Annotated in this window: 21 protein-coding genes; 5 read left to right on the top strand and 16 right to left on the bottom strand. The window is 54.3% G+C overall.

All coding sequences use genetic code 11. The features are described 5' to 3' along the window. Window positions 1-50: 50 nt before the first annotated feature. The gene (locus tag WBY09_RS11290) at window positions 51-533 is read right to left on the bottom strand and encodes a flavin reductase family protein (RefSeq protein ID WP_336232749.1); all 483 of its coding nucleotides are present in this window, start codon (window positions 531-533) and stop codon (window positions 51-53) included. Between the two features lie 256 nt (window positions 534-789). Here WBY09_RS11290 and motA point away from each other — a divergent pair, with 256 nt between their 5' ends. The 4 genes from motA (at window position 790) to WBY09_RS11310 (ending at window position 4798) form a co-directional block, all read left to right on the top strand. Further along, complete coding sequence (motA, locus tag WBY09_RS11295) at window positions 790-1644, top strand: flagellar motor stator protein MotA (protein WP_008891134.1); 855 nt, start codon at window positions 790-792, stop codon at window positions 1642-1644. Between the two features lie 40 nt (window positions 1645-1684). Continuing rightward, entirely contained in the window at window positions 1685-2659 is a 975-nt protein-coding gene (locus WBY09_RS11300; protein WP_336232750.1) for a flagellar motor protein MotB, read from the top strand. Window positions 2660-2778: 119 nt separating this feature from the next. Continuing rightward, window positions 2779-3519 carry an arginyltransferase gene (locus WBY09_RS11305; protein WP_064789146.1) on the top strand — a complete coding sequence of 247 codons (741 nt, stop codon included), beginning with the start codon at window positions 2779-2781 and terminating at the stop codon, window positions 3517-3519. Between the two features lie 184 nt (window positions 3520-3703). Beyond that, a complete protein-coding gene (locus WBY09_RS11310) occupies window positions 3704-4798 on the top strand; it encodes a TRAP transporter substrate-binding protein (RefSeq protein ID WP_008891137.1) in 1095 nt (364 codons plus the stop codon). 148 nt (window positions 4799-4946) lie between these two features. Here WBY09_RS11310 and WBY09_RS11315 read toward each other — a convergent pair whose 3' ends face one another. From WBY09_RS11315 to folK, 15 genes are all read right to left on the bottom strand, one after another. Then, entirely contained in the window at window positions 4947-6320 is a 1374-nt protein-coding gene (locus WBY09_RS11315) for a TRAP transporter large permease (protein WP_120226012.1), read from the bottom strand. After that, the gene (locus tag WBY09_RS11320; protein ID WP_063089431.1) at window positions 6320-6865 is read right to left on the bottom strand and encodes a TRAP transporter small permease subunit; all 546 of its coding nucleotides are present in this window, start codon (window positions 6863-6865) and stop codon (window positions 6320-6322) included. The genes WBY09_RS11315 and WBY09_RS11320 overlap by 1 nt, the downstream gene beginning before the upstream one ends. Before the next feature lie 237 nt (window positions 6866-7102). Further along, window positions 7103-9346 (bottom strand): DNA topoisomerase IV subunit A, encoded by a 2244-nt coding sequence (gene parC / locus WBY09_RS11325; RefSeq protein WP_008891140.1) that lies wholly within the window; start codon window positions 9344-9346, stop codon window positions 7103-7105. Between the two features lie 130 nt (window positions 9347-9476). After that, on the bottom strand, window positions 9477-10232 hold the full coding sequence (gene recO, locus WBY09_RS11330; RefSeq protein WP_336232751.1) for a DNA repair protein RecO: 756 nt from the start codon (window positions 10230-10232) through the stop codon (window positions 9477-9479). Window positions 10233-10241: 9 nt separating this feature from the next. Continuing rightward, window positions 10242-10409, bottom strand: coding sequence for a hypothetical protein (locus WBY09_RS11335; protein WP_156518943.1), 168 nt, complete (start codon window positions 10407-10409; stop codon window positions 10242-10244). Beyond that, a complete protein-coding gene (locus WBY09_RS11340; RefSeq protein WP_008891142.1) occupies window positions 10409-10639 on the bottom strand; it encodes a hypothetical protein in 231 nt (76 codons plus the stop codon). The genes WBY09_RS11335 and WBY09_RS11340 overlap by 1 nt, the downstream gene beginning before the upstream one ends. A gap of 49 nt (window positions 10640-10688) precedes the next feature. Further along, window positions 10689-11627 carry a GTPase Era gene (era, locus tag WBY09_RS11345; protein WP_008891143.1) on the bottom strand — a complete coding sequence of 313 codons (939 nt, stop codon included), beginning with the start codon at window positions 11625-11627 and terminating at the stop codon, window positions 10689-10691. After that, the gene (gene rnc / locus WBY09_RS11350) at window positions 11620-12303 is read right to left on the bottom strand and encodes a ribonuclease III (RefSeq protein WP_008891144.1); all 684 of its coding nucleotides are present in this window, start codon (window positions 12301-12303) and stop codon (window positions 11620-11622) included. The genes era and rnc overlap by 8 nt, the downstream gene beginning before the upstream one ends. Continuing rightward, window positions 12303-13049 (bottom strand): signal peptidase I, encoded by a 747-nt coding sequence (lepB, locus tag WBY09_RS11355; RefSeq protein ID WP_008891145.1) that lies wholly within the window; start codon window positions 13047-13049, stop codon window positions 12303-12305. The genes rnc and lepB overlap by 1 nt, the downstream gene beginning before the upstream one ends. Window positions 13050-13074: 25 nt before the next feature. Then, window positions 13075-13470, bottom strand: coding sequence for a holo-ACP synthase (gene acpS, locus WBY09_RS11360; RefSeq protein ID WP_064789141.1), 396 nt, complete (start codon window positions 13468-13470; stop codon window positions 13075-13077). Beyond that, on the bottom strand, window positions 13471-14220 hold the full coding sequence (locus WBY09_RS11365) for a pyridoxine 5'-phosphate synthase (RefSeq protein WP_008891147.1): 750 nt from the start codon (window positions 14218-14220) through the stop codon (window positions 13471-13473). Next, window positions 14217-14879: a DUF2062 domain-containing protein gene (locus WBY09_RS11370; protein ID WP_231959728.1), complete on the bottom strand. Its 663-nt coding sequence runs from the start codon at window positions 14877-14879 to the stop codon at window positions 14217-14219. The genes WBY09_RS11365 and WBY09_RS11370 overlap by 4 nt, the downstream gene beginning before the upstream one ends. 179 nt (window positions 14880-15058) lie before the next feature. Continuing rightward, window positions 15059-17203 carry a RelA/SpoT family protein gene (locus WBY09_RS11375; protein WP_063089421.1) on the bottom strand — a complete coding sequence of 715 codons (2145 nt, stop codon included), beginning with the start codon at window positions 17201-17203 and terminating at the stop codon, window positions 15059-15061. A gap of 403 nt (window positions 17204-17606) precedes the next feature. Beyond that, window positions 17607-17939 (bottom strand): DNA-directed RNA polymerase subunit omega, encoded by a 333-nt coding sequence (gene rpoZ / locus WBY09_RS11380; protein ID WP_008891150.1) that lies wholly within the window; start codon window positions 17937-17939, stop codon window positions 17607-17609. Window positions 17940-18048: 109 nt separating this feature from the next. Next, window positions 18049-18597, bottom strand: coding sequence for a 2-amino-4-hydroxy-6-hydroxymethyldihydropteridine diphosphokinase (gene folK, locus WBY09_RS11385; RefSeq protein ID WP_082923512.1), 549 nt, complete (start codon window positions 18595-18597; stop codon window positions 18049-18051). Window positions 18598-18796: 199 nt separating this feature from the next. On the opposite strand from folK, the gene WBY09_RS11390 reads away from it, so the two are divergent. After that, the gene (locus WBY09_RS11390) at window positions 18797-19405 is read left to right on the top strand and encodes a LabA-like NYN domain-containing protein (protein ID WP_008891152.1); all 609 of its coding nucleotides are present in this window, start codon (window positions 18797-18799) and stop codon (window positions 19403-19405) included. Window positions 19406-19475 lie beyond the last annotated feature (70 nt).

Here is a 19475-nt window from a genome sequence, read left to right on the forward strand (position 1 = left end):
ACCACGGCCCTTTTTGTTTTGTGAACTACATCACATCGCAAGCAACAAAATCAGTCACCCAGCGTGCGATACCGCCCACCATAATACAGCAACGGCGCACCGGTTTCGCCCATCACCAGTTCCTGAACATGACCAACGATGATGCTGTGATCACCGCCTTCATGAAGCGCGTGACGTTCGCAGGTAAGGGCCGCAACACTGCCTTTAAGGCGCGGCATGCCAAGACTGTCATCTTCATATGCAACATTGTCCCAACCATCCTGCCCGGGGGCTGAAAACAGCTCGGATACCTGCTTTTGGCTCTGGCTCAGGATATTGATGCAAAACCGTTTGGCATCCCCAGTGAACAGCGCGTGAGTCGCCGCACGGTGATCAACCGAAAACAATACCAGTGCTGGATCAAGCGACACCGAGGCAAAGCTGTTGATGGTAATGCCCGCTTTTGCACCGTCTTGGGCGCGGGTGGTTACAACGGCAACGCCGGTTGTGAATTGACCAAGGCAATCGCGAAAATCGCGCGCAGAGAAAGACATATTGAAGGAAGCTCTCGTATACCAATATGGATGGGTGACGCGTCCCGAATGGAGCTTGGGGAAAATGGCGTCTATTCACCGCGCTGTCAAACCTAACTCGCAGCTAATTTAAACGCGATGTTAATAAGATTAAAACTTAATAAGAGCATATAGATATCAGAAACACGTTCTGCACTGCCGCAGAAGGCAGATGTTTCGATGAACTCGGGGTTGATCGTTCAGGTATCTGGCTTGGGGTAGCGGAGAAGAAAAAAGAATGTTCTTGATCATTGGTTATATCGTCGTAGTCGGCTCTGTCTTGGGTGGCTATCTGCCGCATGGCGACTTTGGCATTCTTGTACAACCGCTTGAAGTTCTGATCATTTTCGGGGCTGCGTTTGGTGCCTATTTGACTGCCAACCCGCTTGGCATCGTGAAGAAATCCTTCACCTACACCATTCGCGCCATGAAAGGCCCAAAGAAAAAGGCCGCCTATCTGGAACTTCTGATCTGCCTTTATGCGATTTTCCGCCTTGCGAAATCCAAAGGCGATCTTGCGCTTGAAAGCCACGTTGAAAACCCGGAAAGCTCCAGTCTGTTTTCCAATTTTCCGATGCTGATGAAAGATCATCATGCGATGGAATTCATGTGTGACTATCTGCGCCTGCTTACCCTTGGCACGACCAACGCCTATGAACTTGAAGCGGTGATGGATCAGGAACTTGAAACCCATCACGAAGAAGAACACGCAGTTGCGTCTGCTGTGCAAACGGCTGGTGACGGCCTGCCGGCACTTGGCATTGTGGCGGCGGTTCTTGGCGTTATCGTCACCATGAGCTCGGTGACAGAACCGCCTGAAATTCTCGGTGGCCTGATTGCGGCGGCCCTTGTCGGTACCTTCCTTGGTATTTTGGGTGCCTATGGCTTTGTCGGACCGACCGCCTCGATCATCAAAAACACCGTGGACGCTGACGGCAAATATTACAGCTGCATCAAAGCCGCCCTGGTTGGTCACATGCAGGGATATGCCCCGCAGGTCTCGGTGGAGTTCGCCCGTAAAACCCTCCCGCATAATCTTCGACCCAGCTTCAAAGAGCTTGACGAAGCGCTGCAAGACGCGCCCACGGCTTGATTTTGCGATAAAAGATCTGGTTTAGAGGACAACGCAGCAAATGCCCGATATCGTCATAAAAAAGATCAAAAAAGGTGGGCACGGGCATCATGGTGGTGCCTGGAAAGTTGCCTATGCCGACTTTGTGACGGCGATGATGGCATTCTTCCTGTTGCTGTGGCTGCTTTCAAGCGCGACCGAGGAACAGCTGCAAGGCGTGTCGATGTATTTCACGCCCGAAACCATCTCGCAAAATGAATCGGGTTCTGGCGGTTTGCTGGGCGGCACCAGCCTTGCCGAAGAAGGTGCACTGCGTTCCGAATTCGGATCACCATCCATCAGCATGGAAATCCCGCCGGTCGAAACACCGGAAGAACGCGAAGCCATCCGTGTTGCCCAGATGGAAGAACAGGAATTCAACAAGGCCCAAGAAGAACTTCTTAAGGCAATCGAAGCCAACGAGGAACTTCAGGGCCTTGAAAAGAACATCCGCATCGAAAACACCGATGAGGGACTTCGCATCCAGATCCTGGACGAAGACGGCACCGCCATGTTCCCCAGCGGTAGTGCCGCCATGGCTGATCATACCCGCCTTCTGCTGCAACAAGTCGCAGGCGTGATTGAAAATATGCCACAGGATGTCTCGATCGAAGGCCATACCGACGCCGTGCCGTTCAACCGGACAGACGGATATTCCAACTGGGAACTGTCAGCTGATCGTGCGCTGGCCACCCGTCGTGCGCTTGAAGACATGGGGCTTGAAACCGGACGCTTTGCCAAGGTTGCCGGTCTGTCGGATACCGATCCGCTCCTGCCCGAGGCACCGGAAAATGAAAGCAACCGCCGCATCAGCATCACCTTGCTGCGTGGTACCGGCGAACGTTCCGCGCTTGAAGGCACCGGCGAAGCTGGCCAAAACGGACAAACTGCACCGACTGGTGCAGCGCCCGCTGGCCCGGCACCATCGCCTACCCAACAACCGGCACAGGGTGAAAACCAGCGCCGCCCGACCTTCTCGGTTCCGTCACAACGGTGATTTGAAATCCGGTTACAGAAATCGGTGCCCTTTTGACCGTCAGGCCTTTAAACTGTCATAAACAACACCTAATCTCATAGAATAGTTCTCTTTGATGTGACCGGGACTGATCGGATCAAATGACAGTTAATCAGCGGCGCTTGACACAGCACTATTTTATGACCGCACCGATGCCGTGCCCATACCTGCCCGGCCGGTTCGAACGTAAACTGGTCACGGAGTTGCGCGGGCCCGAGGCCAACAACGTCCACGATCTGTTGTCGCGTGCAGGATTCCGCCGCAGCCACTCAATCGCCTATCTGCCGGCATGTAGTGATTGCAATGCCTGCGTTCCGGTTCGCGTCCGTTGTGACGGGTTCGAACCCAGCCGGTCGTTCCGCCGCATCAAGAACAGAAACAACGATCTTGTCCGCAAGGTGATGCCACCGTCCGCGACACAGGAACAATATCAGCTGTTCAGCACCTATCAGGATGCCCGACATGGCAATGGTGACATGGCGCGTATGGATGCCCGTGATTACCGCGCAATGATCGAAGACAGCACTGTGGAAACCTCGATCTTCGAGTATCGCCGGGATGATGACAGCCTTATTGCTGTGGCGCTGGTTGATATTCTGGCCGACGGGTTATCTGCTGTTTACAGCTTCTTTGACCCGGAAGAAGACCGTCGCGGACTGGGTACCTACATCGTGCTTGATCTGATCGACGAAGCCAGAATGCTCTCTCTTCCGCATGTCTATCTCGGCTACTGGATCGGCGATTGCCGCAAGATGTCGTATAAGATGCGCTTCCAACCCCTTGAAGGCTTCCGCGATGGTCAGTGGGTCTCGATGGAAGACGCTGATAGCGACGCGGACTAAGCTGTAAAAGTTCGTGTTCTGCACCAATTGCGCGAACCACTTTCCCCAATTAGACTAAAGTACCATACAACAACTCGATCCTCGGTTGCCTGCCCGTAAAGACGCATATAAGCTTCGTCTCAAAGCTGATCATCCAGCTTTTACAGATAAATCATGAGCTTGCATCTTTGGGAGGTTGTAACCAATGAAACGTCGCCAATTTCTTTCCGGCGCTGCCGTAGCAGGTGCGACTGCTGCTGCCGCGTCAACTTTCGCCAAACCGGCAATTGCCCAGGACGTCCGCGAATGGCGGATGGTCACCACCTGGCCGAAAAACTTTCCGGGCCTTGGCACCGGCGCAAACCTTCTTGCTGAATACATCACCAAGGCATCCGAAGGTCGCCTGAAAGTTACCGTTTTTGGCGCAGGTGAAATTGTTCCGGCATTCGAAGCCATCGACGCGGTTGGCAACGGCACCGTCGAAATGGGCCACGGCGCGCCTTACTACTGGAAAGGCAAAGTCGACGCGACCCAGTATATCGCAGCAATGCCGTTCGGTCTGAACGCACAGGAACAGAATGCGTGGTTCCAGTGGGGTGGTGGTCAGGAACTGGCCGATAAGGTCTATGCGGAACTGAACTGTAAGTTCTTCCCGTCGGGCAACACCGGCACCCAGATGGGCGGCTGGTTCAACAAGGAAATGAACACCATTGACGACTATAAAGGTCTGAAAATGCGTATTCCGGGCCTTGGTGGCGAAGTTGTCAAAGCTGCTGGCGCCAACGTTGTGAACCTTCCGGGTGGTGAAATTCCGCCGGCACTTCAGTCGGGCGCGATTGACGCAACCGAATGGGTTGGTCCGTATAACGATCTGGCCTTTGGCCTCTATAAATCGGCCAAATACTACTACTATCCGGGCTGGCACGAGCCGGCGACCGTTCTCGACAACTTCATCAACCTGGATGCATGGAATGCACTCCCGGATGATCTGAAAGCCATTGTCGAGCAGGCAAACCGCGCTGTGAACCAGATGGTTCTGTCCGAATTCACCGCACGTAACGTTCAGGCACTCGACACCCTGCGTAACAAGCACGGCGTTGATGTTCGTCCGTTCTCTGACGACATTCTGACCGGCCTTGGCAAACTGTCGGGTGAAGTTCTGCGTGACCTGGTTTCGTCGAACCCGCTGTCGCAGGAAGTCTTCGAAAGCCTTATCGCCTTCCGTACCCAGTCGATCGCATGGTCGAAATTCTCGGAAGCGGCATTCGCACAGGCACGTGTCCTGCCGTTCAAATACTAAGTTCTCCGACTTCGGAAAACAACAAAGGGCTGGCATTTGCCAGCCCTTTTTATTTGGGCCTGCTCCAAACCTATCAGAGCCGGTCACTGATGCAAAAAAGGCACCCGTGACGGGTGCCTTTTTCTTTGATGATATGTCGCCGTCGTTCTTAGAACAGAACGCTCGGAAGCCAGGTTGCCAACCACGGGAAGGCAGCCACAAGGCACAGGCCAAGCATCTGGATAACCACGAACGGTACAATCCCGCGATAGATATCCCACGTCTTGATCGCCGCTGGGGCCACACCGCGCAGATAGAACAGCGCAAAGCCGAATGGCGGTGTCAGGAAGCTGGTCTGAAGGTTGATTGCAATCATCACACCCAGCCAGACCGGATCGACATCAAGCTTAAGCAGGATCGGGCCGACAATCGGGATCACAACGAACACGATCTCGATGAAGTCGAGGAAGAAGCCCATGACGAACATCAGCAACATCACGACCAGCATCGCACTGAACACACCCCCCGGAAGGTTGTGCAGCAGTTCTTCAACCAGATGATCGCCACCCAGACCACGGAACACCAGCGAGAACACCGACGCACCCAAAAGGATGACAAACACCATCGCACTGACCTGAACCGTCTGGCGCACCACATGGCGCAGCACAGGCATATCAAGACGGCGATAGAACGCAGCCAGAATGGTCGCACCGACCGAGCCGAATGCCGCGGATTCCGTCGGCGTTGCAATCCCGGTCAGGATGGAGCCCAGAACCGCCACGATCAGCAATGCCGGCGGCAGCAATGCGCGCAGCACTTCACCCCAAAGGCCTGCAGGGCGTTTGCCTTCGACAAGTGCGGGTGCAGATTCCGGATCAATCAGGGATTTGATGATGATCCAGCCGATATAAAGGGCAACCAGCATAATTCCCGGAATGAAGGCACCGGCAAACAGATCCATCACCGAAATCGGTTCCGGTGCCCAGTTGCCCAGCGCACGCTGCGCTTCGGCATAGGCCCCCTGCAGGATATCCCCCAGCAGAACCAGAACGATCGACGGCGGAATGATCTGACCCAGCGTACCCGATGCACAGATCACACCGGTCGACAGTTTCGGATCATAACCGGCTTTTTGCATCGCCGGCAGGCTGAGCAAGCCCATGGTCACAACCGTCGCACCGACAATACCGGTGGATGCCGCCAGCAACATGCCGACGATCACGACCGAAATACCAAGGCCGCCACGCATGGTGCCAAACAGCATGCCCATGGTGGTCAGAAGCTTCTCGGCGATCCGTGCGCGTTCAAGCATGACGCCCATGAACACGAACAACGGGATCGCAACGTAAAGCTCGTTGGTCATCACACCGAAATAGCGTGACGGCAAAGAGCCCAGAAGTGGCATATCGAATGTGCCCATGGCGTTGCCAATAAGCGCAAAAGCAAGACCGGTGCCCGCAAGTGAGAAAGCAACCGGAAAACCAAGAAGAAGCACGCCGCAAGCTACGGCGAACATCACCAGGCTAAGAATTTCCCCCGTCATCAGACGCCCTCGTGCTCTTCTTCTTTGATTTCAAACTCTTTGTGACCGGTCAGGACCAGAACACTGCGCGCTGCCAAAGACAGCCCCTGCAGCAGCATCAGGACACCAAAGACCAAAATCACAGACTTATACAGGAACAGTCCCGGAAGCCCGCCGGTTTCATGCGATCCTTCCAGACGGTGCCAGCTCGTGACAACGTAAGGATAGCTGTACATCAGGATCATGATAACCACAGGCGCAAGCAGGAACAGGGAACCAAAAAGGTCTACCCATGCCTTGTAGCGCGCCGATGCCGGACGATAGAAAACGTCAACACGCACATGCCCCCCATGCAGCAGCGTGTAACCCGCGCCGACCATGAACATGATGCCGTAAAGCCACATATAGCTTTCCTGCATCGACACCCAGCCGACCGCAAAGCCATAACGCAACGTTGCCACCAAAAATGTGATCACCACCATGGGGATCACCAGCCAGGCTACTCCGCGTCCGATCCAGTCATTAAGACTGTCGACGGCGCGGACGAAATTTCCCAGAAACTTCACTTTTCACTCCCAAGCCCTTTTTTGAATCTCACAGGAAAATTGCGGGCTTCCTGTTAAACAGGTTGGGAAGTTACAGATTAACCACCGAAAACGCTATATCTTTTGCACCGAATTTCGGCCATTTCTGCCGGGAAATGCAACAAATCACAGGTAGTGCATCAATTTTCGTCATTCAGGCAAAGAAAAAGCCGGATGGCTTGGCACCACCCGGCTTTTATCAAGGCGTTTTAACACCCGTTATTCAAACTTGTTGGACCGCGGGAAGCCATTTGGCGGCAGGCGCCCTGCCCCGGCCCGTTTGCCAATCCATTCGGCCAGTTCGGTCACAGTCCGGGTACGACCTTCGCTGCCGCCCATGGTCCAGCTGAGACCTTCTTCAAGGTTAAACAGGATAAGGTCCGAAAGCCCGCCTTGGCGGTATTTCTGCAAGATCACACCGCGGCCACGCGTCATTTCCGGAATTTCCGAAACCGGATAAATCAGCAATTTGCGATTATCGCCCAGAACGGCAACATGATCTTGCTCAACCGGCAGGAAGATCTTGGCAACTTCACCAGTTCCAAGGTTAAGCACCTGCTTGCCGTTTTTGGTCTGCGCAACCACTTCTTTCTCGGCCACTAGGAAGCCACGTCCACCGGAACTTGCCACCAGAAGGTTACGGCCTTCCTTGTGCACCACCATCGAAACAATGTCATGTTCCTGCGGCAAATCGATGGAAAGACGGATCGGCTCCCCATGGCCACGCCCACCCGGCAGTTTGTCACACGACATGGTGTAACAACGCCCGGCTGTCGACAGGATCAGAAGCTTGTCGGTGGTAAATGCCTTAAGCGCAAAGCGATGCTCGTCACCATCCTTGAACTTCAGGTCGCTGATATCGGCAACGTGGCCCTTAAGCGCACGCACCCAGCCCATTTTCGAACAGATCACCGTAATCGGTTCACGTTCGATCAATGCTTCCAGCGGAACTTCAATCTCTTCCGGCGCATCGCCAATCTCGGTGCGACGCTTGCCAATGGCAGTTTTCTTGCCAAAGTTTTCACGCATCACCTCGATCTCGTCGCGGATTTTCTCCCAACGCAGGCTTTCGCTGGCCAGCAGTGCTTCGAGACCCTGCTTTTCCTCGGTCAGTTTGGCATGCTCGTTCTTGATTTCCATCTCTTCGAGCTTGCGCAACGACCGCAGACGCATGTTAAGGATCGCATCAGCCTGCACTTCGGTCAGGTCAAACGCCTTCATCAATGCGTTTTTCGGCTCATCCTCATAACGGATGATCCGGATCACTTCATCAAGGTTCAGATAGGCAACAAGATAGCCTTCCAACACCTCAAGACGGTGATTGATCTTGGCCAAGCGATGATTGGAACGACGGATCAGAACGTCCTGACGATGTGCTAGGAATGCGCGCAGAACTTCACGCAGGTTCATCACGCGTGGCGTGTTATCGCCGTCCAGAACGTTCATGTTCAAACCGAACCGGATTTCCAGTTCGGTATTCTTGAACAGCATCTCCATCAGATGTTCCGGCTCAACCGCGCGGGTCCGTGGCTCCAGAACCAGACGAATGATATCGGTCGACTCATCGCGCACATCGTTCAGAAGCGGCAATTTCTTTGCCACCATCAGATCGGCGATCCGTTCAACCAGCTTGGCTTTCTGAACCTGATAGGGAATTTCGGTAATCACCACCTGATAAAGACCGTGGCTAAGCTTCTCGACTTCCCATTTTGCACGCAGGCGGAATGATCCACGCCCGGTCGCATAGGCTTCGAGAATGTTCTCACGCGGCTCGACCAGAACACCACCGGTCGGGAAATCCGGCCCCGGCACGCAACGAACAAGCTGCGCAATCGAGGTTTCCGGATCATCAATCAGCTTGATCAGGGCCGTGCACAGCTCGCCTGCATTATGCGGCGGGATGTTGGTCGCCATACCCACGGCAATACCAGAGGCCCCATTGGCCAAAAGGTTCGGGAAAGCAGCCGGCATCACAACCGGTTCTTTTTCCTCGCCGTCATAGGTCGGGCGAAAATCAACGGCATCTTCGTCAAGGCCATCCATCAACGCCGCGGCAACCGCTGTCATGCGGGCTTCGGTGTAACGCATTGCCGCCGCGTTATCGCCGTCAATGTTGCCGAAGTTGCCCTGACCATCAACAAGCGGATAACGAACCGCGAAATCCTGTGCCAGACGTACCAGCGCGTCATAGACCGACTGATCACCATGCGGGTGATATTTACCGATCACGTCACCGACAACACGCGCACATTTCTTGAACCCCTGTTCCGGGTTCAGTTTAAGCTGACGCATGGCGTAAAGAAGACGACGATGCACTGGCTTAAGGCCATCACGCACATCAGGCAGGGAACGCGACATGATTGTCGACATCGCATAGGCGAGATATCGTTCGCTCAGCGCGTCTGCAAGCCGGGTTTCCCGGATTTGTCCGGCACTGGCCGGATCGGAAGTCTTGGTGCTCATGAACGATTTTTCTTGTTGCTTGTCAAAATGGACATGTGCAAGTGCGTTCGGACCCGAACACCTTACGTTATTGGCAACATACTACGCCGGGCATGGTCTTGGTCAACATATGGCGCGCAAATTGCCGAATTTATTTTTCTGCTCCGATATCCGTGCGCCAGACATGGCTGACAAGTCGGTCCCGAGCAGCAACAGGTTTGATACCTTTTGCTTCGAAAATATCGCGGTGAATGAAAAAACCGGTCAGTTTCAGGCCATCGCGCAACTGTTCTGATAAAGACATTTCCTTGCACAATTGAGACGCACGCCCAGAAGCAAGAAAGGCCGGCAACGGCAACATCCGGTCACGATACGCCTGCCCTGATGCCTCGCCAACGGCGCGGCCGCTTTTGGGTGATACAAAGGCAAGGTTTTCGGTCTCGTTGGTCGCGGCACATCGATCCAGTGCCAATCCGTAACCGAGCTCTTCCAGTAACCCGACTTCCCAACGGATATAGGCAGGCAACCATTGCTCGGACTTGAGTGCCGAAATCAGCGCGACGGTTCCGCGATAAAGATCCGGATGGGCTTCGCGTTCCGGAAGCGTCGCATCAAGCATCGCACAGGCCGAACTCATCGCCATCAAGGGGCCAGCATGCAGCAAAAGGTCCGCGGCATGCGCGCCGGTCAATTCACAGCGAAATTGCCCCAGATGTTCCGCCAACCGGGCAGACCACCCCACCCGGATTTCATTGCCGGGTTCAAGGGTACCACGCATGGATTTGCTGGTAGCACCCCGTACCAGACCGGCATGGCGGCCATAATCACAGGTCAGGACGGAAAGACGGACTGAATTTTCACCCAGCTTGCGTGTCGAAAGAACGATACCGTCATCCCGCCAATCCATCAGCGTACCTTAGAAAAAGCCGCTGGGTACAATGAGGCGGGTGACAAGGAAGAAGAACCCGAGCAGGCAGGACGCAAGACTGAACAACGCCAAACCGAACACAACCTTGCGCAGGATCGGGCGGTTCGGGATTTCTTCGATGGCATCAGACAGCGGATCAGATGAGTCATTACGCATTAGGTCGGGCCTCCACCCGTCATGCGCCAGAACAGGCCCAGCACAAAGACGGCGATCGCGATCAGAAGTGCAATCAGGTTAAGTGGTTTGTGCAGGAACGATTTTTCACGTTGCACAGACGCACTGGAATTGCGGTTGCGGAACGGACGTCTGGCGACGCGCGCAACAATCATTGCGGCAGCAGCGCCAACAATGATCATGACAATTCCCCAGACGGATCCGATTTCCATTACTTACCCGGCAATTTGTGGTCACTCGATATGGGACCAGTCAACGCGATCAGGCGTTGTGATCAAGACCCCACATGGCAAAGCGGTTGGGATCATCGCCCCAGTTTTCACGCACCTTCACAAATAGGAACAAATGTACCCGGCGTTCGAAAATGGCTTCCAGTTCCTTGCGGGCGTCACTGCCAAGCGCCTTGATACGTTTACCGCCCTTGCCAAGGATGATCGCCTTCTGGCCTTCACGCTCGACAAAGATGGTCTGTTCAAGCTTGACCGATCCATCCTTGCGCTCTTCCCAAAGCTCGGTCTCGACCGTTGCTGAATAAGGAAGTTCCTGCTGAAGCTGGTAATAAAGCTTTTCACGGGTAATTTCGGCCGCAAGCAGTCGCAGCGGCATATCCGAAACATCATCTTCCGGGAACATCCAAGGGCCATCGGGCATCTTGGCGGCAAGGAAATTCACCAGATCTTGCGTACCCGCACCCTTTTTGGCCGAAATCATGAAGACATCGGTAAAGACTTCATGGGCAAACAGGTCTTGGGACAGACGCAGAAGCTTTTCCTTGTCCGATACCTTGTCGACCTTGTTCAACGCCAAAATCGCCTTGCGGTTCTGTTCCTTAAGCGTCTTGATGATGGCCAGGTCTTCGTCCGTGATGCCGCTTCCGGCATCAATCACCAGAACAACAAGGTCCGCGTCATCTGCCCCATTCCAGGCGGCCTTGACCATCGCACGGTCAAGACGGCGTTTGGGTGCAAAGATGCCCGGCGTATCAATGAAAACAATCTGCGCGTCTTCGGTCATGACGATACCGCGCACGCGCGTCCGCGTCGTCTGGACCTTCGGCGAGACGATGGACACTTTCGTACCAACCAACTGGTTCAAAAGTGTCGATTTGCCGGCATTCGGCGCACCAACGAGGGCCACAAAGCCACAACGTTGCTGATAAGGTAATCTGTCTTCGGCCACCGGTGTGGGAACCTCATTCATCACTAAGTTTATCCAACATCAATTTTGCGGCGAGTTGTTCCGCTTCGCGTTTCGATTTGCCTTCCGCACTGACACTGTCACCGTCGCCGGTCGTCAGTTCGATGGTAAATAACGGCGCGTGGGCCGGGCCTTCACGGCCGACCATCTCGTATTTCGGTAACGGCTTGCCCCGCCCTTGCAGCCATTCCTGCAATTGCGTTTTGGCATCCTGCGGCGGCTTGTTGGCTTCATCCAAAAGCGGCGTCCACAGCTTTTCAATGAAACGCCGCGCCGGTTCAAGACCACCGTCAAGATAGAGTGCGGCAATCACCGCCTCCATGCAATCAGATAAAATCGCCGGATTGGTATCCGCCCCTGCTGCGCGTTCACCCTTGGCCATCTGGATGTGTTCACCCAGTTTGATCTGTTCTGCCACGCGCGCCAAAGTCTCGCGGCGCACCAGTGCGACAAACCGTTTGGCCATGGCACCTTCGCGCTCACGTCCGAACCGGGTATAAAGCATCTCTGCCACGACAAGACCCAGCACACGGTCGCCAAGGAACTCAAGGCGCTCGTTGCCGCCGCTTAGCATATCCTTGCCCTTGGCGGCACTGCGATGGGTCAGCGCCACACGCAAAAGGTCGGGATCGGAAAAACCGTGATCAATCTCGGCGATCACCGGCAGGCCGTCGCTCATCAGTTAACCCCCTGGAACAGGCGATCAAAGCGGATGCTGCCAAGGTCATAAACCGGCTGAGAGCTGTCCTTGGAATAGAACAGGAATTCAGCACGCCCGACCAGGTTTTCAATCGGAACAAACCGGAAGCGCGACGGGAACGCACGGCTGTCTGCCGAATTGTCGCGGTTATCACCCATCATGAAGAAATGACCTTCGGGAACGGTGAAAGCTTCGGTGTTGTCGCTCGGCCCCTGATCGCCAAACATCTCAAGAATACGATGCACACGGCCATTGGGCAGGGTTTCGATATATTGCGGCACTGCGGCCGATCGCCCGCCACCATCGGTCAGGATGTAATCCTCGATGCGCTCGCGCTCGATCATCTTGTTGTTGATGTAAAGGCGGCCTTCCTTGACCTGAACCGTATCGCCCGGCAGACCAATCACACGCTTGATGTAATCCTGCGAGGTATCAGACGGCAGTTTGAAGACAACCACATCGCCACGTTCCGGTTCGCTTTCAAATACACGGCCGGGAATGATCGGCAGGCTGAACGGCATGCTATGCTTCGAATACCCATAAGAGAATTTCGACACAAACAGATAATCCCCCACCAGCAAGGTCGGGATCATCGAGCCAGACGGAATATTAAACGGTTCGAAAGCAAAGGTCCGAACCATAAGTGCAATGACAATGGCCCAGAAAACGGTCTTCAAGGTGTCGAGCAAACCACCCGTTTTCTTCTTATGCACAAGCTTTTCCATTCCGTGTTCAACCAATCAATTTTTGTCAATCTGCCGAAATCACAACGACCGCATTGGCCATCGGATATTCGTCCGTCAGGGTCACATACACAGAGGCAGTTTTCCCATCCGGGGTCAATTCTTCAAGTCGTGCTTGCGCACCTTCAATCAAAACCATATCGGGCTTGCCGCTGGGCTGATGTACCACACCCATGGTGTTATGATAAACACCGCGACGAAAACCGGTCCCAAGCGCCTTTGAACAGGCTTCCTTGGCGGCAAACGCCATGGCCAGCGACGAGGCAGTCCGGTGCGGCTTGCGTTTGGCACGCGCAATCTCGATATCGGTAAAGACACGCTTCATGAAACGCTCGCCATGGCGTTCAAGAGTAGCCTCTATCCGACGGATATCGCATAAATCTGTGCCAATCCCAATGATCATTTACGCATAACCTGCCTGCGTGCGTGCTTCATCCATCAAACGGCGCATCTCGGCAATCGCCGCTTCAAGCCCGACAAACACCGCCTCACCAATCAGGAAATGCCCGATATTAAGCTCGGCAATTTCCGGCATGGCGGCAATCGGCTTGACGGTTTCGAAATTCAAACCGTGACCGGCGTGGATTTCAAGTCCGATCCCTGCCCCATATTGCACAGCATGGCGGATACGGTCCAGTTCGCGGGCGCGTTCTTCATCGGTCTTCGCATCGCAATAGGCGCCGGTATGGATTTCCACCACCGGCGCGCCAAGGCTTTTGGCCGCATCAAGCTGTGCCTCGGATGCCTCGATAAACAGTGAAACGCGAATGCCGGCATCACCAAGGTCCGAGACAAAACGTTTGAGATGATTATGCCCACCGGCAACATCCAGCCCGCCTTCGGTCGTGCGTTCTTCGCGTTTTTCCGGCACCAGGCAAACCGCGTGCGGCTTGGTCTGAATTGCGATGGCCAGCATTTCATCGGTTGCCGCCATCTCGAAATTAAGCGGCAAATCAACTTCTTCGCGCAGGCGCTGCATATCCGCATCACGGATATGGCGACGGTCTTCGCGCAGGTGCGCGGTGATACCATCCGCACCAGCCGCCTTTGCAAGCTCTGCTGCCCGCACCGGGTCGGGCAGATCGCCGCCGCGGGCATTTCGAATGGTCGCAACATGGTCAATATTGACCCCGAGGCGCAGCTTCGCATTCATGATGTTTCATCCTGCTTTTTGGTGGCGTGCTTTGCGGCGGTTCCGATCTTTTCCTTGGCACTTTCAAGCATCGGGCCAAGGCCATGACGCTCGGTCTTTTTCATCCGGCGCAAAATGCGGTTATGGCGATAAATCACAACCGCACGGCGGATTGGGAAGTAAAACAGTATCCAGATAACAATCGTTGTCGGAATACAGCCAACCACCATCGGCCAGATGATATCAACAATGCTGGCCCAAAGTTGCCCCAGTGCCTGCTGATCGCTGACATCCCAATTACCGAAAATAAGCCCGCCACCGACATAGTTCAGGCCGAGGACAACGAATTCCCACAGCACCGCCATATCGAAATGCACTGTCGAACTTGCCGAATGCGCGCCAAGGATCCAATTGCCGCAGGTATAAAGCCACAACCAGATAAACGGAAACGTCCAGGGATTGCCAACCACTGTCCCCAAAAGCGACGCCACCACGTTACTGCGCGTCAAAAGGCTCAGCAGTGTCGAGATGACAAAGTGGAACCCGATAAACGGCGTGAAAGACACCGCCGCCCCGATCGCAAAACCTGAAGCGATGCTATAGGGCGATCCCGGCAAACGGGCGACCCGATGGGCAAAATACTGTGACGAACGACGCCATCCGCCGCGCGGCCATACCACGTTGCGTACACGCTGAAAGGATGAAGGTTTGCTGCGGCGCCGAAACATGCGGGGTCAGTTCTGGATCTAATCACGTAATGCTGTAAAATCTTGAAGCATATGCGTAAGTGCTGACTGCGCGATTGGCAAGGCTTTTGCGCCAAATTCGCCTAAAAGGTGAAGGCGTTTACAGTTCGCCGTCACCCGCGCGCGCGTTCAACGGCATTGACCACCGGTGTGGCACGCAATGCGGCAATGATATTGGTCAGGTGTTTGACATCGACCACATCGATATCAATCAGCATTTCAAAGAAGTCTGTCGTGCGATTGGTAAAGCGCAGATTGGTGATATTGCCATGGTTCTTGGCAATCACGCTGGTGATTGAGCTAAGCGCCCCCTGCTCATGCCCCACGGTCAATCCAAGGCGACCGATGAAGTGTTCCGGTTCGCCCTCGTTATCCCACCCGACATCAAGCCAGCGTTCCGGCTGCTCGGTAAAGGTTTCAAGCGTATCGCAGTCAATCGTATGGATTGTCACACCCTTGCCGGTTGTAACAATCCCGACAATCCGGTCCCCCGGCAACGGATGGCAACAGCCAGCATAATGCACGGCCATACCGGGAATAAGGCCCTTGATCGGGATGGCGTGATCATGTTTGCGGGCGCGCACCTTATCAAGTGGCACAACCTTGCGCGCCGTTTCCTTGTCCTTGGTGCCCGGGAACACGGCATGAACAACTTCACGCCCGGTGTGATGCCCGGCCCCCACAAGGGTCAAAAGTGCATCAACCGATGGCTGCTTGAAGATTTTAAGAACCCCTTCAAGCGCCTTGTCGGAATAGTCATAGCCTTCCTGACGGAACGCCTTTTGCAAGATCGCCTTGCCAAGATCCTTGTACTGGTCTTCCTGCTGCTGGCGGATAAAGCGACGAATTCGCGCCCGCGCCTTACCGGTAACAACAAACCGTTCCCAGGTCGGATTCGGCGTTTGCGCCTTCGATGTTACGATCTCGACCTGATCACCGTTATTGAGCACCGTACGCAACGGCACCATCGCCCCATTGACCTTGGCCCCAACACAGGTATCCCCAATGTGGGTATGGATCATATAGGCGAAATCGACCGGGGTTGCGCGGGCCGGAAGGGCGATCACATCGCCCTTCGGGCTAAAGCAGAACACCTGATCCTGGAACATCGCAAGCTTGGTATGTTCAAGGAATTCTTCCGGTTCGGACGCATGTTCCAGAATATCAAGAAGGTCACGCAGCCAACGATACTGCACCCCTTCCTTCTGCTGTCCGGTCGGTGCTTCCTGTTTATAAGCCCAGTGCGCGGCCACACCGTTTTCGTTGACCTCGTGCATCTGGCGGGTGCGGATCTGAACCTCGATCCGGTGATTTTCCGGGCCGAGCACCGTGGTATGGATCGAACGATATCCGTTGGGTTTCGGCGTCGAGATATAATCCTTGAACCGGCCCGGCACCACTTTGTAATTGGCGTGCAGATAGCCCAGCACTTCATAGCAATTGGGCATGTCATCGACGAGCACGCGAAACGCCATGATGTCAGACAGCTCACCGAAGGTGATGTTCTTGCGCTGCATCTTCTGCCAGATCGAATAGGGCCGCTTTTCGCGCCCGTAAATGTCGACCTTAAGCCCCTGACGCGAAATGACTTCGGTCAGTTCGGAAACAATCCGGCTGACGACGTTGTCATCCTTCTCGCGCAGGAATTCCAGGCGGGCGAGGATCGAATCCCGTGCTTCGGGATTGATATGCTGGAAGGCCAGATCTTCAAGCTCTTCCTTGATGTCATGCATACCGATGCGCTCGGCAAGCGGGGCATAAATCTCAAGCGTTTCAGCAGCGATCCGCACACGCTTTTCCGGCTTGGAGATATAATGCAACGTCCGCATGTTGTGCAGTCGGTCGGCCAGCTTGACCAGCAACACGCGAATGTCTTCGGACATCGCTAAAAGCAACTTGCGGAAGTTTTCTGCCTGCTTGGAATCGGCTGATTTAAGCTCGATCTGGGTCAGCTTGGTCACACCATCGACCAGCTTCATGATGTTGGTCCCGAAAAGCTTGGTGATCTCTTCAGGGGTCGCATCGGTATCTTCGATGGTGTCGTGCAAAAGGGCCGTGATGATCGTGTCGCAATCAAGCTTGTAATTGGTCAGAATGCCTGCGACTTCAATCGGATGGGAAAAATACGGGTCACCGGATGCGCGTTTTTGCGAACCGTGTTTCTGGGTCGCATAGACATAGGCCCGGTTCAGCGTGGTTTCGCACGCATCGGGGTCGTATGCCTTAACCCGTTCAACAAGTTCGTATTGCCGCATCATTCAGGGGCGTCTCCGCAGTTTCTAGGGTCCAAACTCATTCACATAATCGCTCCGGTCTCCCGGATTTGTGCGGATACGCGAAGCAAAACTGCAGAAAGATATACATCTTTCAAGGTTTTGCGACAAAGTAGCCCGTGCAAATCCGGGAGATCCGAAGGACAACTGATATGAGAGAAAGCCTCTGCGTCAAATCCCTTGATCGGGGATCACCCCGTTCTGCGGGCTTTTCCTAGCTTTTTCTCTCATATCAGTTGCCGGATCGGTCATGTGAATGAGTTTCGACCCTAAGGGGATATAATCCATCCCCTTTCATAAGATAGTACGATCTGGACAAAAAAAAGCCACGGAAGATAAACACCGTGGCTCTTCTTTTGGAAAGGTTCAGATCAAAATCAGTCTGACCTTATTCTTCTTCCGACGGAGCAACAACGCCAGCGGAAGCTTCTTCAACAGCTTCAGCAACCAGTTTCGGACCGAAATCGTCTTCGGTTTCTTCCGGCTCATCGGCTTCAACATGCCGCTGCAGACCCTGCACCATGCCATTGCGCAGATCGTCAAAATCAACCGTTACTTCGGCGATTTCACGCAGCGCAACAACCGGGTTCTTGTCGTTGTCACGATCAATGGTCAGTTCTGCACCGGCCGAGATGTTGCGTGCACGCTGAGCTGCAAGCATTACAAGCTCAAAGCGGTTCGGAATCTTGTCAACGCAATCTTCGACGGTAACGCGCGCCATAAATGTCTCCAGAAATACTTTTGGGGTGTCCAGACCGAGCTTTATAGCGTCGGATCACGTGTGTTGCAACAGCGAAACCACTCTTTCGATCAGGTTTTCGCATGCTTTATCAGCCATTCGTTTGTTTGCGAATCTGCTGATCGGCCGGCAGATCGGAAATCAGATCATCAACGGTGCGGTTCAAAACCGGGTGAACCCAGTCGGCAACCACATCGCGCAACGGCAGCAAGACAAACGCCCGTTCCGCCATGCGCGGGTGCGGCACCTGAATGCCGCCCTCTTCACGCACCAGTTCCCGCCCATAAGCAATCAGGTCAAGGTCAATGACGCGCGCGGCATTGCGTTCCCGCCGAACACGCCCGAATTCGGCCTCAACGTCATGTAACCGCAAAAGCAGATCATGCGCTGACAAGCCCGTCGAAATGCGTGCAACACCGTTCACGTACCAAGGCTGATCGGAAATCGGCACCGGTGCCGTTTCATAAAACGATGACACCTGATCGATCGAAATGTCGCCATTTTCGGCCAATCGACGCAGTGCGGCTTTCAATGTTTGTGCAGGCGCACCATATTCTTCGGTAGGCAAATTTGCACCGAAAGCAATCAGGATAGCGTCATCCGCGATCATGCTGGTGTCTGACGGTGAAGAATTGCGCACAAAGAAGACCTTCGGTTCGGTGATTGGGCGTATGACAAGGTTCGGAAAGACGGCATATCTAAGGGAGCCACCCTGCTCTGTCCACGATATTTTCGCCTTTCTTTGTCCCGGTGCCCACGGTAAACATGAAAGGTCTGTATTTGAAAGTTCCGTATTTTAGGAACTGCATAATTAAATTTGATGTTTGAGGAATTTAACGATGATTTTTTACCCGCAAGAACGCATCGGGTTATTTATCGACGGCTCCAATCTTTATGCCGCTGCCCGTGCCCTTGGTTTTGACATTGATTACAAACGTCTTTTGGATCTTTTCGCCCAGAAAGGTCAGCTGATCCGGGCCTTCTACTACACCGCCCTGATTGAAGATCAGGAGTATTCCCCGATCCGTCCGCTTGTCGATTGGCTGGACTATAACGGCTACACCATGGTCACCAAACCGACCAAGGAATTCACCGACGCCGCCGGTCGCCGCAAGATCAAGGGCAACATGGATATCGAGTTGGCAATTGACGTCATGGAAATGGCGCAACACCTTGATCATGTTGTTATTTTCTCGGGCGATGGTGATTTCCGCCGTCTGGTCGACGCCGTGCAGCGCAAAGGTGTGCGCGTCACTGTTGTTTCTACCGTCAAATCAAATCCGCCAATGGTTGCCGACGAATTGCGCCGTCAGGCCGATAACTTTATCGAACTGACCGCCCTTGAAGGCACGATTGCGCGCAAGGTTCAGCAACGACGCGACGACGATCACCCCGATATCGACGATCATCCCGAACATCCCGATCTCGAAGAATTCGATTACGATTGATCGCGACACCGCGTCGCCCGTCACCCTGCCCTGATCACCACCGGTTACAGCCCGCACTGTAACCGGCAAA

Source organism: Thalassospira sp. CH_XMU1458 (assembly GCF_037027205.1).
Classification (GTDB): domain Bacteria; phylum Pseudomonadota; class Alphaproteobacteria; order Rhodospirillales; family Thalassospiraceae; genus Thalassospira; species Thalassospira tepidiphila.